Genomic DNA, 14,213 nt, shown 5'->3' on the forward strand with positions numbered 1-14,213 from the left:
TTGTAAATCTATCAATTTATTTAAGTGATTTTAAACTACTTTTAATAGTTTCAATTTTTGCCTTTGTATCCGCTTCTTTTTTACGCTCTAAAGTAATTACTTGTTCTGGCGCATTTGCTACAAAACGCTCATTAGATAACTTTTTTGTGATTCCGAATAAAAAACCTTCTGCTCTTTTTAATTCCCCTTCTAATTTATTTATTTCTGCTTCTATATCAATATTTTCAATAGAAATTGGTACAAAATATTCATTTGATTTCACTCTAAATGAGGCTCCATCTACTTTTTCCGAAACAGGTTTTATTGTTGACGTGTTTGTTAGTTTCTGAATAACAGTATCAAATTTATTTGAATTCTTTTCTACATCAATTACAAACAAGTCAATAGTGTCTTTAAAAGCAATGTTTTTATTTTTTCGAATTGTCCTAATTCCTGAAACAACCTCAGTTGCAAATTCAAAATCACTAATAATATTAGCATTGAAATCTTTAACTACTGGATATTTCGCAATAATTAATGCCTCTTCTGGAGTTCTATCTGCTATATATTGCCAAATTTCTTCCGATAAAAATGGCATAAATGGATGCAATACTTTTAGATTATTTTCTAATACAATAATAATTGCATCAAATGTTTTCTTATCTATTGGCTGTTGATATGCTGGTTTAACAATTTCTAATAACCACGAAGAAAAATCATCATTAATTAGTTTATAAATTGCCATTAAAGCATCTGACAAGCGATATTTAGAAAAATGATCTTCTATTTCTGCTAATGTTTTTTGAAACTTTGCTTCATACCATTCTAAACCAATTTTTGCAGTTTCTGGCTGCGCTAAACTTCCATCAATTTCCCAACCTTTTATCAAGCGGAAAGCATTCCAAATTTTATTTGCAAATCCTTTTCCTTGCTGACATAAATCTTCGTCAAACATTAAATCATTTCCAGCAGCAGAGCTCAACAGTAGTCCAACTCTTACACCATCTGCACCATAATCGTCAATCAATTTTAAAGCATCAGGCGAGTTACCTAAAGATTTAGACATTTTTCGCCTTTGCTTATCTCTTACCAATCCTGTTAAATAAACATTCTGAAAAGGTTTTTCATCTTTATATTCGTATCCCGCCACAATCATTCTGGCTACCCAGAAAAACAAAATATCTGGCCCAGTAACTAAATCATTTGTGGGATAGTAATATTTAATTTCTTCGTTTTCTGGATTTCTGATTCCGTCAAAAACTGACATTGGCCATAACCAAGAAGAAAACCAAGTATCAAGCGCATCACTATCCTGACGTAGATTGTTCGCTGTTAGTTCATCGTTTTTAGTCTTTTCCTGTGCTAAAATTAATGCTTCTTCCATACTTTCCGCAACAACAAAATCTTCTTTTCCATCACCATAGAAATAAGCAGGAATTTGTTGTCCCCACCAAAGTTGACGAGATATATTCCAATCACGAACGTTTTCCATCCAATGACGATATGTGTTTTCGAATTTTTTTGGATATAAATTAATCTCAGCATCTTCTCCTAAAACAGCATCAATAGCAGGCTTTGCTAAATCCTTCATCTTTAAAAACCATTGATCTGATAATCTTGGTTCTATTACAGCTTTTGTTCTTTCTGAGGTTCCTACTTTATTTGTATGAACTTCAGTTTTGACTAAAAACCCTTTTTCTTCTAATTCTTTTGAAATTTCTTTACGAACTACAAATCTATCTTTTCCTTGATAATGCAATCCAAAGGAATTTAAAGAAGCATCATCATTAAAAATATCTATCACTTCTAACTTGTGCTTATCTCCTAAATTCTTATCGTTTTCATCATGCGCAGGCGTCACTTTCAAACAACCGGTACCAAATTCAACATCAACATATTCATCTTCAATAATAGGAATAACTCTATTGCATAAAGGAACAATTGCTTTTTTCCCTTTTAAATGCCTAAAGCGCACATCGTTTGGGTTGATACAAATTGCAGTATCGCCAAAAATAGTTTCTGGTCTTGTAGTAGCAATCGTTAAGGTATCTTCTGAACCTTCAATTTTATATTCTAAATAGTATAAATTTCCTTGTCTTTCTTCATGAATTACCTCTTCATCAGAAAGTGTAGTTTTAGCTTCAGGATCCCAGTTTACCATTCTATAACCGCGGTAAATTAAACCTTTATTATATAAATCAACAAAAACCTTAATGACAGATTCAGACATTTCTGGATCCATTGTAAAAGCAGTTCTTTCCCAATCACAAGAAGCACCTAACTTTTTTAATTGTTCTAAAATAATACCTCCATATTCATCTTTCCAATCAAAAGCATGTTGTAAAAATTCTTCTCGCGTTAAATCGCTTTTATTAATTCCTTCCTCTTTTAACTTCGCAACAACTTTTGCTTCTGTAGCAATTGATGCATGATCTGTACCCGGAACCCAACAAGCATTTTTACCCAACAAACGAGCACGTCTAATTAATACATCTTGAATTGTATTATTCAACATATGTCCCATATGTAAGACACCTGTTACGTTTGGTGGCGGAATTACGATCGTATAAGGCTCTCTCTCATCTGGTGTTGAATGAAAATAATTATTTTTCATCCAGTAGTCATACCATTTATCTTCTACCTGGCTTGCATCATATTTAGATGGAATTGTCATACTTTGGAATGGTTTTTTAAATATCGTTGGCAAAAATACAATTATCTATTTTGTCGAGAAAATTAGTGATTGATTTTTTAAAACAAATTATTAACGTTAATTTTACCATGTAAAAAAGTAATTATGAAAACTTTCGGAACTTTATTAGTAGTATTTTTTATCTCTTTTTCCACAAGCGCTCAAGAGTTTAAATTTGAAAAAGAAACTATTGATTATGGAAAAATTAGCAAAGGATCTAATGGCGAAAGAGTTTTTATTTTTACAAATACAGGTACTCAACCTTTAATTATAAAAAACATTCAATCTTCTTGTGGCTGCACAGTGCCTAAAAAACCTGAAAAGCCAATTATGCCAGGCGAAAAAGGAGAAATTAAAGTTTCTTATGATACGAAAAGAGTTGGCGGTTTTTCTAAAGCAATCACAATTTTTTCGAATGCAAAAAATGCACGAAAAGTGATTAAAATTAAAGGTATTGTAAATAAAGGAGTTTCTTTACAAAAGGAGAAAAGTATGCTCTCTAATTTTAGAGATTAGGTTAAACTTTTTTTTCTAAACGAAATTCATATTGTAATTTTTTACCATTTCTACTCACAATAATTTTTATTTTCTTTTGGTCTCTTTCTTGAAACTTTAAGATAATATCATTCATCGTTAACTCATGAGCTGGTTTGTCATTAATTTTTAAAATAATGTCATCTTTTTTTAACCCTACTTTATCTCCAGGAGAATTTTTAATAACATTTTTTATTCTGTAGGAAGATTTAAACTTATAAGCAAAGCTAGTAATAAAACTAATTGCATTCTTTTTTTCTGATTGCCTTTGATATCCGTCAAAATTAGATACCGCCACTTGCTCTTTTACCAATTGTTTTCCATTGTAAACAACATCTAATCCTGTCATATTATAATTAAACCCCTTAGAAAACCAACTATTCTTTTTTAGCATTATTTTTTTATTAGGGTAATCAAACCAAACTTTAAATCTTCTTAATATACCCGCACCAATACTGCCATTTCTTTCTTGAAAACTTCTTGCATTTTTAGTAGATACTGAATCTAAAAAAGACACTGTTGGATTTTGAATTTCAAATGCACCTAGTTTAATTTTCGGGATTCTACTTCTATTTCCATAAATGGCACCACTTAAACCTTCCCCTAAAATATCGTTAAAAAAACGCTTTGGTGTTTTAATTTCTTTTTTTGTATTCTCAAATAGCCAAATAGCATCACTTCCGCCTGAATCTACTAATAACTTAACAAACGTCAACTCACTGCCAATTGTATCTAACTGAACCTCGGCTTGTATATACGGTTTTCTTCTATACATTTGAATTGGAAAAACTTCACATTTTCTACATTTCTTGTAAGTATAAGTATCCGGGTTATAAAAATCAATTTTTTTAAATTTATAATTTACCTTTACTATAAAATGGCTTAAAATATTGTAGCCAATTATTCCGTGAATTGTCTTTCCCATTTTGCCAGACAAATCAAAATGATCTTGTAAGATTACATATATAGTCTCATTACTATTCACTATGTTTTTAAGGGAAATACTATTTTTATATGACAATAACGCATCTACAGACTCCCCTTTTCCTAAACCCTGCAGCTGCACTTTTTTAACGTTTTTAAGTCCAATACTATCATTTTTTGTGATGTTAAATAAAATAGTTTTACTTACTCCTGAATCTAAAATAAAAGATAATTTTTTGCCATTTATCTTTAAAGGAATCACTATTAAATTATTAATCAACTCAAAATTTACACGTTGATGATTTTTACTTTTATCCAGAAAATGAAAACCTTTTTGTGCTTTTGTTGACAAAGAAAAGTTGAAAAATAAAATAAGAAAAAGTATCAGAGTTTTTTTCAAAAAAAATAAATATTAAAGATTTAACCTTAAGATACAATTATATGCTATGGTTTTTATGCTTTTAGCAAATATTTAACCTTTAAAGATTCTGAAATTAAAATGCAGATATAAAATATATTTCGCAAATTTGCATCTAAATCATCCAATCAATTATTATGCCTTCTATATCTAAAAAAGGATTACAAATGCCAGAATCACCAATTAGAAAATTGGTGCCATATGCAGAAGATGCTAAAAAAAGAGGAACAAAAGTTTTTCATTTAAATATTGGCCAACCAGATATAAAAACACCACAAGTTGCCTTAGATGCGGTTAAAAATAACGAGCTACAAACATTAGCGTATGCAAGATCTGAAGGTTCTGAAGAATACCGGAATAAACTTGCCAATTATTATATAAATAATAATATCAATGTTGCTGCAGATAATATTGTTGTGACCACTGGTGGCTCTGAAGCATTACTTTTTACGATAGGAAGTATCACGGATCCTGGTGATGAAATTATTATTCCAGAACCTTTTTATGCAAATTATAATGGTTTTTCTACTGCTTCTGGAGTGACCGTAGTGCCTGTAATTTCTAAAATTGAAGATAATTTTGCTTTACCGAAAATTGAAGACTTTGAGAAACTCATCACAAAAAGGACAAAAGCAATTTTAATCTGTAATCCTGGGAATCCAACAGGTTACTTATACTCAAAAGAAGAAATTGAAAAACTGAAAAAAATTGTTTTAAATCACGATTTATATTTAATTGCTGATGAAGTTTATAGAGAGTTTACCTATGATGGCTTGCATCATACCTCTGTATTGTCTTTAGAGGGTATAGAACAGAATGCTATTGTCATAGATTCGGTTTCTAAACGTTACAGCATGTGTGGAGCGAGAATTGGTTGTATAGTTTCAAAAAATGATAACTTTATAAAAACTGCCATTAAATTCGCACAAGCACGTTTAAGTCCGCCAACGTATGCATTAATTGCAAGTGAAGCTGCGTTAGACACCCCACAAAGTTATTTTGATGATGTAAAAGAAGAGTATGTTGAAAGAAGAAATACTTTAATTACAGAATTAAACAAGATAGAAGGTGTAAAAGTTGCCAATCCAAAAGGAGCTTTTTATTGTGTTGCAGAATTGCCTGTTAAAGATTCTGATCATTTTGCACAATGGATGTTGGAAGAATTCAATTATAATAATGAAACTGTGATGGTTGCTCCGGCTAGTGGATTTTACTCCACAGAAGGTGAAGGTAAAAACCAAGTAAGAATTGCCTATGTTTTAAATAAAAAAGACTTAATTAGGTCTGTTGAAATTATTGCTGAAGCTTTAAAACAATATAATAGTTAATTGATTATTCAAAAAAACATATCATTAAAAAAATACAACACCTTTGGAATTGATGTAAATGCCAAACGTTTTATTTCTGTTGGTTCAGTCTATCAACTTCAGCAATTACTAATTGCTGAAAAAAATATTTTTTTAATTTCTGGAGGAAGTAATATGTTACTCACAAAAGATATTGAAAAATTAGTTGTACATATTGATATTAAAGGGATTTCTATTGATCGAGAAGATAATAATGATGTTTATCTAACGGTTAATGCTGGTGAAGATTGGCATCAATTTGTTGTATGGTGCGTTTCAAATAATTTTGGAGGAATAGAAAATTTATCTCTAATACCTGGAAACGTTGGTACGTGTCCTATCCAAAACATTGGTGCTTATGGTGTAGAAGTAAAAGACAGCATTACTAAAGTTGAAGCCATAGAAATTGAAACAAGAAAATTGATTCAGTTTTCTAATGAAGCGTGTAATTTCGGATATCGAAATTCGATTTTTAAAAATGAAGCAAAAGGAAAATATATTTTGACTTCAGTAAGTTTTAAACTGACTAAAAAAAATCACCAATTAAATACTTCTTACGGAGCAATTGAGGATAAGTTGGCATTCAATAAAATTATAAATCCTACTTTAAAAAATATTTCTGATGCCGTTATTGCTATCAGAAATTCGAAATTACCAGATCCTAAGAAATTAGGAAATAGCGGTAGTTTTTTTAAAAATCCTATAATATCCAAACAGCACTTTTCAGCACTTCAGAAAGAACATCAAAATATACCGAGTTATGTAATTTCCGACACTGAAGTTAAAGTACCAGCCGGTTGGTTAGTGGAACAAGTTGGATTTAAAGGAAAACGTTTTGGAGACGCCGGAGTCCACAAAAATCAAGCTTTAGTGCTTGTAAATTATGGAAATGCTTCTGGCACAGAGATTTATCAGCTTTCTGAAAAAATTCAAGAAATGGTGTATAACAAATTTAAAATTTCTTTGGAGATTGAAGTAAATATTATCAATTAAAGAATTTTATATTTCTTTTTTTAATATTTCTATATGGCGTTTTAATCTCCGTATATCTAAAGCGAGTGTCCCATTATATACACCTCTAATTCTTCCTTTTTTATCAACTAGCACAAAATTTTCTGTATGAATAAACTCACTTTCATCTTTAGTCTTCTTAAAATCTTCATCTGCAAAATAAGATGTTCTTGCTATTTTATAAATAGCCTTCCTATCACCAGTAACCAAATGCCATTTCGTATCGATTACTTTTTTATCCAAAGCATATTTTTTAATTTTTTCTACAGTATCTACCCAAGGCATCACAGAATGTGACAGCAATAGAATGTCTTTATCTTCCTTGTAATTTTCTTGAATTGACCTCATGTTTTTGGCTAATATCGGACAAATACTAGGACAAGTTGTAAAGAAAAAATCTGCAATATAAATTTTACCTCTAAAATCTTTATTAGTTATATTTTGTGAGTTTTGATTTGTAAATTGAAAAGGAGCAATTGTATGAATCGTTGCATATGAATCATCACTTTCAGCAATCCATTCAGGAGTAAACGCTGCTGAATTATAAAAAGGAAGTGTTTTTGTTTTATCTATAGTAGTCTCTTTTTTACAAGAAACAAAAAAGATAAAAATAAAAAATATTGAATTAAATTTCATACTATTTAATTTCAGTTTTTAAAACACTTACACATTTTTTCAATCCAATTAAACCATGCCTTTCTCCATTTATAGTATAAAAATTGGCTCTTAACTTACCTTTTAAATCCCACATTTTTTGGCTACCAGATTCTTTACCTTGCACAAAATTAAAATACTTTGTGAGCATTCCGTTAGTATACCAATCTTTAACTACCCCATGATAAACGCCTTTATTGTTAAAATGATACTCAAACATTTGTACTCCGTTCTTATACCAACCTTTATGAACACCTGACTTTAAACCTTTTATATAAAAACGTTCAAACCATTGCTCCCCATTTCTATACCAACCCAAAAAAAAGCCCTGTCTTTTTCCTTGATAATATTCTGATTTTGATTTGATATTTTCATCCTCATAAAACTCATTTACGATACCAGAATACTGTTTTCCCTCAAAATATAAAATGCCATTTTTTAGTTTTAAATGATTGTTAACTTTATTAATTTCTATCGATGGAATCTTCATTTTATAGACTGAAGAAATGTTTTCGTTTTCTTGAACTGTATCATCACAAGAAAAGAAAAAAAGAAAAATTAATATGTTAATTTTTACAAACTTCAAAAACTATCTTGTTATAGTACCTGCTGTTCCAAAAAAACCATTACCATTTAAATATGGATCTTCGTTTGTAATGTGATAGTGGTAAATTCCATCAGGAAAATCGGCCGTTACAGATGTATGACCATGATAATCGTCTAAATCTGCGTTCGTAACTGTTGTTCCATTTTCCTCTGGCCCATATACAGGGAATCCATCAGAAAGTAATCCCAAAAACGCATCTTTACCAAACTGATCTGTTAAGTAACTCGGCTCTATATGATAATGATATTGTGTCCCCGCCGGGTGCCCTAGCCATTGATCAAAAGAATTTATTTCATTTGTTAAAGCCTGATTGTTTGGTCCTGCATATTGATTAAAAAAAACAATTCCGTTTCTAGAGATTCCTATTGGTCCTAAAGGAGTGGCACTTTTAGTAGTTGCCTCTTCTGGATTTAAAGTCATTGTAAACGTAATATTTTGCTCGCCAATAGAATTCGGGTTCTGATTCCAATTAGAATTTGTTCCATTATAAGCTTCATATAAAGGATGAGAAGCATCCCAATAAGGACTTGTATGATTTGGCAAATCTGTTGTTGTAAAACTAATCGTATTCCCTGAAACCGAATAAGAAACTGCATCAATATTATCGAACTTAGGCAGGATTGATGAAATATCATAATTAGTTGTTGTGGTTGTATCTGTGGTATCCTCTTGTCCTTCAGAAGAACTACAAGAAAAAATAATTAGCGTTATGATAGCTAAAAAAAGGTCTTTGGTAAATTGATTTTTTTTCATTTTTTGTATGATTAACTTTATGTTAGAACTGTAAAAATTAAAATAGTTTTAAAAAAAATCCTGAAAGATCGTTTATGACACTTTTAAAGAGCTCATTTCCTTCAATTTCTTATAGCTTTATTTATAAATTTATCTTGCTCCTCTTTACTATATATTTTTATGTTTCTTTCTATCTTTTTTTGAAATACCTTAATATCATAACATTTTTTAACAGCTCATATATGTAAAGGTACTGTATCTATTTTTATCAAGAGACATGGGTGCTTTTTGAATGTATTATTATATCTTTGTAGGCGTTTAAACGCATTTATTTTAATTGAAAATTTAGATTTATTTATTACTTATAAATTTTATTAATTATGAAATTATTACTATTAACTTTAGGTTTATTAGCACTTGGTGTTGCAGGAATTGCTATTAAAATTTGGGCAAAAAAAGATGGAGAGTTTGCAGGCACTTGTGCTAGTCAAAATCCAATGCTAAACAAAAATGGAGAGGCTTGTGGTTTTTGTGGAAAAACATCAGAAAAGTTTGATACATGCACAGAACCTCAACATAATTAATATTCTTTTAAATCAATGATTTTATCTGTAGTCTTCAGCGTTTTTGTTGCCTGTGCAGTAATCCAAACCACATACTATATTCTTTTTTCTACCTTTCTTTTTGGGTTAAAAAAAAATAAAAATAACATTACCGAAGTCCCAGTTTCAGTAATTATTTACACCAAAAATCAAGCAAAAATCATACAACAGTTTCTTCCATCAATATTAGAACAAAAACATTCGAAATTTGAGATTGTATTAATCAATAACGCTTCTTCAGATAACACAAAAGATGTTGTAGAATTATTCACAAAAAAAAATGCCAACCTAAAAATTTTAAATGTAGAAAATAATGAAGCTTTTTGGGGAAGTAAAAAATATGCATTAACGTTAGGTATAAAAGCATCAAAATACAACAATTTATTATTTACTGATGCCAAATGCAAACCTGTTTCTAAATATTGGATTTCTGAAATGAGTAAAAAATTCACTTCGAAAAAGACCATTATTTTAGGGTATAAAAAATATCAAAAGAAAAATTCAATCCTAAATATTTTTACTCGTTTTGAAAACTTGTTAACAGCCATTAAGTGCTTTGGATTTACAAAATTAGGCTCCTCCTATATGGCTTTTGGCTCCAATTTAGCCTATCAAAAATCAGAATTTTTCAAAGTAAACGGGTTTATAAATCATATGAAAATAAATACTGGTGAAGATTATTTATTTATAAAGGATGCCGCGAACAATAAAAATACAACTTTTTGTATATCCGAGGACAGTTTTATTGAAACTGATACCCCAAAATCATTTTCAAAATGGTTTACAGAAAAAAAAGAAGAAACACGAATCATCAAAAAAATTCAATTTAAGCATCGTTTTTTCTTAGGATTCTTTAATTTTTCTAAACTACTTTTTTATGTTTTGGCAGTAACCTTATTCTTTTTTTACCCCTGGAAAATTATACTCGCGATTATACTCTCTTATTTTTTAGTTCAGTATATTGTCGTGGGCATTTCTGCAAAGAAATTAAAAGAACCACAAATCATCTTTTTATTACCTTTTTTAGAAATTGGTTTATTATTGATTCAAATTAGTATATTTAGTGCAAATTTGATTTCAAAACCAGATCATTGGAAATAAACCAAAAAAAACTTCAAATAAACATTTCAAAAGCCAAAGAAGGAAATCAGGCTGCATTTAGGTTTTTGTTAGATAGTTTTTGGACTAGCGTTTTTAACTATCAATTAAAACGTACTAAGAATGAAAATAATGCTGAAGACATTACGATTCAAACTTTTTCTAAAGCCTTTGATAAAATTCATACTTTTAATGATCAATATGTTTTTAAAACTTGGTTAATCTCTATTTCTAAAAATGTGCACATAGATTTATTGCGTAAAAAAAACGCTTCTATTTCTATAGAAACCACCATTGAACAGGAAGAAAAAGTTTATTTAGTTGTTGATGAGAACCCTACACCTGAAGACAATATTATAAGAGAACAGAATTTAGCAAAATTATTAAGAGACATTAAGCAATTAAAACCTAAATACCAAGAGGTTATTCAGTTACGTTATTTTCAAGAACTAAGTTATAAAGAAATTTCTGAACAAATTAATGAGCCAATAAATAACGTAAAAGTAAAATTATTACGTGCAAAAAAGTTATTAGCTGCCATTATTAAGAGGTCATAAAACAAGAATGGTAAAATGTTTATAGGCAGTACATCAAAGTAATTTTCGTAATTAAACGTTAATTTTTACAGTAATTGTAAGCAAAATCACCTTTTAAAAAGCAAGAAAATTTTCTTAATAATACTTACCTCAATTGTGTTCATATAAAAAAATGTTTAGAAATTTTTAATAGTCCATTTAAAAAATTATATTTTAACAGGTTTAAGGAAAATAAAAATTAAAAACACCTTTACTGTATTTCATAGATATCCAAAATATACACTATTAAAAAAAATATAGTTAATACTTGAAAAGCGATTAAAAAGTTAGAAATTAAATGAAAAAATCATTCTTAAATTCTCTAGGTCCAGGTTTATTATTTGCAGGCGCAGCCATAGGTGTATCTCATTTAGTGCAATCTACAAAAGCTGGAGCAGAATTTGGGTTTGGTTTATTTTGGGCTTTGTTATTGGTGCATATTTTTAAATATCCTTTCTTTCAATTTGGTCCACGTTATGCGGCTGCTACTGGAGAAACACTGCTCGATGGCTATAAAAAATTAGGAAAAAGTGTTTTAGCAATTTATTATGTGCTAAATTTTGCCACAATGTTTACTATACAGGCGGCAGTTACTATTGTTACCGCTGGTTTAGCTTCACAACTTTTTGGATTTACAAATAATCTAGTCGTTTGGTCAACTTTTTTAATGACCATAAGTCTCCTGTTCCTATTAGTTGGTAAATATAAATTGCTAGATAATCTAATGAAATACATTATAATTATCTTAACAGTGAGCACCATAATTGCAGTTTCAGTTGCTTTATTTAGCTCTAAAGAAGCTTTTGATGTACGCCAAATTTTACCATCCGGAACAGTAGAAATAACTTTTTTAATTGCATTTCTAGGCTGGATGCCTGCTCCTTTAGATGTTTCTATTTGGCATTCTATTTGGTCTGTGGAGAAAAGCAAAAATACTTTTATTAAGATAAAACCAAAAGATGCAATTTTTGATTTTAATGTAGGCTATATTAGTACACTAATTTTAGGAATTTGTTTTGTACTTTTAGGTGCTTTAGTCATGTATAATTCGGGAGAAACCTTTTCTAACCAAGGAGGGAAATTTGCATCACAATTAGTTACTTTATACACAAAAAACTTAGGCGAATTTTCTTATATATTTATAGCTATTGCTGCATTCACAACAATGTTTAGTACTACGATTACTACTTTAGATGCGTCACCAAGAGCAATGAATAGAAGCTCAAAATTGTTGTTTGATAAAGAATTTAAATTTGGTTATTGGTTTTGGATTATTTTACTATTCATAGGTACATTTATCATATTACAATTCTTTCTTAAAAATATGGGAAGTTTAGTGAAGATCGCTACCATTTTATCATTTTTAACAGCTCCTATTTATGCAGTTTTAAACTATCTTTTAATTACTGGAAAACATACTCCAAAAGAACATCGGCCAAGTATTTACTTAAAAACGCTTAGTATTCTGGGGATTGTATTTTTAATAGGATTTAGTGTTTGGTTTTTAACAAGCATTTAAAAGTTTTCTTTGTAAATTTGCATTTCAATTATGTTATAACATGGCAATAGATTCTGCAGTCCTTCCTGAAAGGCTAAAAAAACCGAAATGGTTACGTGTAAAATTACCTGTTGGTAAAAAATATACTGAATTAAGGGGTTTAGTTGACAAGTATAAATTAAATACTATTTGTACCAGCGGAAGCTGCCCAAATATGGGTGAATGTTGGGGAGAAGGTACCGCAACTTTTATGATTTTGGGAAATATCTGCACACGTTCTTGTGGCTTTTGCGGGGTAAAAACTGGAAGACCAGAAACTGTCGAATGGGATGAACCTGAAAAGGTGGCGCGCTCCATAAAAATCATGGGCATTAAACATGCCGTAATTACTTCTGTTGATAGAGATGATTTAAAAGATGGTGGTTCTATTATCTGGGCAGAAACTGTCGATGCAATTAGAAGAGCAAATCCAAATACAACCTTAGAAACATTAATTCCTGATTTTCAAGGTAACACAAAACAAATAGATAGAATTATTGAAGTGCATCCCGAAGTAGTTTCTCATAACATGGAAACAGTGAGAAGATTAACCCGAGAAGTAAGAATTCAAGCAAAATACGATAGAAGTTTAGCTGTTTTAAAATACCTAAAAGAAAACGGAATGCGCTCTAAAACAGGATTGATGCTAGGTTTAGGTGAAACTGAAGAGGAAGTTTTACAAACGATGAAAGACCTACAAGGTGTAGGTTTAGACGTACTAACTATTGGGCAATATTTACAACCAACAAAAAAACATTTACCTGTTAAAGAATTTATTACTCCGGAACAATTTAAGAAGTACGAAACAATAGGATTAGAAATGGGCTTTATGTTTGTAGAAAGTGGAGCTTTAGTTCGTTCATCATACAAAGCACATAAGCACGCAAAGTAATTGTTAAAATATTCTAAAAATAAATTTAAATATTTTTTGGCATGAAGCTTGCTGTTTAATAAATGAGAACAACCTCGTAAACTGTTTTCATTGTGTAAATTATTTGAATTAGTTGATTTAAAAAAACCATCTCTAAAGAGATGGTTTTAATTATTTAAGGCTAAAAAAATTATACTCCCAATACAAAGTGTTTAAATTTGTTCTTTTGTATATATTTTTCTTACTAATTCTATCTTTATCTTCACTATTTTAAGAGCTTCATTCTAGTATTATGCTTTTCCTAATGCTGGGAAACCGAACTTATTAATAAATAATTAACTCTCTTTATCTACAAATAAATAATATATATGATTTACAAAACAAACAATATTTGAGGAATTAACAACAGATAACTAAATTTAACCTTTTGTTTCATTCGACAGCTTCATTTAAATTGTAATAGTCTTTTCTGGTCATTTTTTAAAACTTTATAATTTATTTTCGAAGAGCTAAATTTAAATTTTTCTATTTTGCTATACCTGAATCATGTTAAGTAATTTATACAAGAACTAGAAGCAACTATTTATATGATTCCATCATTTTTTTCAATCTCAATAATTGTCAATCATCTGA

The 14,213-nt window shown here is 29.7% G+C and carries 13 protein-coding genes; 8 read left to right on the forward strand and 5 right to left on the reverse strand.

Going from position 1 to position 14,213, the window contains the following annotated elements; translation table 11 throughout:
* Nucleotides 1-16: 16 nt before the first annotated feature.
* Nucleotides 17-2,653: a valine--tRNA ligase gene (locus BLT88_RS10070; protein WP_091954577.1), complete on the reverse strand. Its 2,637-nt coding sequence runs from the start codon at nt 2,651-2,653 to the stop codon at nt 17-19.
* A gap of 123 nt (nt 2,654-2,776) precedes the next feature.
* Between BLT88_RS10070 and BLT88_RS10075 the strand changes: the two genes are divergently transcribed.
* Entirely contained in the window at nt 2,777-3,187 is a 411-nt protein-coding gene (locus tag BLT88_RS10075; RefSeq protein WP_091954579.1) for a DUF1573 domain-containing protein, read from the forward strand.
* 1 nt (nt 3,188) lies between these two features.
* Here the strand turns inward: BLT88_RS10075 and BLT88_RS10080 are convergent, their stop codons facing one another.
* On the reverse strand, nt 3,189-4,481 hold the full coding sequence (locus BLT88_RS10080; RefSeq protein WP_231959974.1) for an aspartyl protease family protein: 1,293 nt from the start codon (nt 4,479-4,481) through the stop codon (nt 3,189-3,191).
* Nucleotides 4,482-4,684: 203 nt separating this feature from the next.
* Between BLT88_RS10080 and BLT88_RS10085 the strand changes: the two genes are divergently transcribed.
* Both BLT88_RS10085 and murB read left to right on the forward strand, forming a co-directional pair.
* A complete protein-coding gene (locus BLT88_RS10085; RefSeq protein ID WP_091954580.1) occupies nt 4,685-5,875 on the forward strand; it encodes a pyridoxal phosphate-dependent aminotransferase in 1,191 nt (396 codons plus the stop codon).
* A complete protein-coding gene (gene murB, locus BLT88_RS10090) occupies nt 5,876-6,886 on the forward strand; it encodes a UDP-N-acetylmuramate dehydrogenase (protein WP_091954581.1) in 1,011 nt (336 codons plus the stop codon).
* A gap of 6 nt (nt 6,887-6,892) precedes the next feature.
* Here the strand turns inward: murB and BLT88_RS10095 are convergent, their stop codons facing one another.
* From BLT88_RS10095 to BLT88_RS10105, 3 genes are all read right to left on the reverse strand, one after another.
* Nucleotides 6,893-7,540 carry an SCO family protein gene (locus BLT88_RS10095; protein WP_091954583.1) on the reverse strand — a complete coding sequence of 216 codons (648 nt, stop codon included), beginning with the start codon at nt 7,538-7,540 and terminating at the stop codon, nt 6,893-6,895.
* Between the two features lies 1 nt (nt 7,541).
* A complete protein-coding gene (locus BLT88_RS10100) occupies nt 7,542-8,048 on the reverse strand; it encodes a toxin-antitoxin system YwqK family antitoxin (protein WP_157691203.1) in 507 nt (168 codons plus the stop codon).
* A gap of 99 nt (nt 8,049-8,147) precedes the next feature.
* On the reverse strand, nt 8,148-8,918 hold the full coding sequence (locus BLT88_RS10105) for a YHYH protein (protein ID WP_091954586.1): 771 nt from the start codon (nt 8,916-8,918) through the stop codon (nt 8,148-8,150).
* Nucleotides 8,919-9,277: 359 nt separating this feature from the next.
* On the opposite strand from BLT88_RS10105, the gene BLT88_RS10110 reads away from it, so the two are divergent.
* From BLT88_RS10110 to lipA, 5 genes are all read left to right on the forward strand, one after another.
* Nucleotides 9,278-9,481 carry a membrane or secreted protein gene (locus tag BLT88_RS10110; RefSeq protein ID WP_091954587.1) on the forward strand — a complete coding sequence of 68 codons (204 nt, stop codon included), beginning with the start codon at nt 9,278-9,280 and terminating at the stop codon, nt 9,479-9,481.
* A 15-nt stretch (nt 9,482-9,496) separates the two neighbouring features.
* Nucleotides 9,497-10,600, forward strand: a complete 1,104-nt coding sequence (locus BLT88_RS10115) for a glycosyltransferase (protein ID WP_091954589.1) — start codon at nt 9,497-9,499, stop codon at nt 10,598-10,600.
* Nucleotides 10,591-11,154 (forward strand): RNA polymerase sigma factor, encoded by a 564-nt coding sequence (locus BLT88_RS10120; RefSeq protein WP_091954590.1) that lies wholly within the window; start codon nt 10,591-10,593, stop codon nt 11,152-11,154. Before BLT88_RS10115 ends, BLT88_RS10120 begins: the two co-directional genes overlap by 10 nt.
* Before the next feature lie 316 nt (nt 11,155-11,470).
* Nucleotides 11,471-12,691, forward strand: a complete 1,221-nt coding sequence (locus BLT88_RS10125; protein WP_091954592.1) for an NRAMP family divalent metal transporter — start codon at nt 11,471-11,473, stop codon at nt 12,689-12,691.
* A gap of 40 nt (nt 12,692-12,731) precedes the next feature.
* Nucleotides 12,732-13,601, forward strand: a complete 870-nt coding sequence (gene lipA / locus BLT88_RS10130; protein ID WP_036787039.1) for a lipoyl synthase — start codon at nt 12,732-12,734, stop codon at nt 13,599-13,601.
* Nucleotides 13,602-14,213: the final 612 nt, after the last annotated feature.

It is taken from the genome of Polaribacter sp. Hel1_33_78 (genome assembly GCF_900106075.1).
Classification (GTDB): domain Bacteria; phylum Bacteroidota; class Bacteroidia; order Flavobacteriales; family Flavobacteriaceae; genus Polaribacter.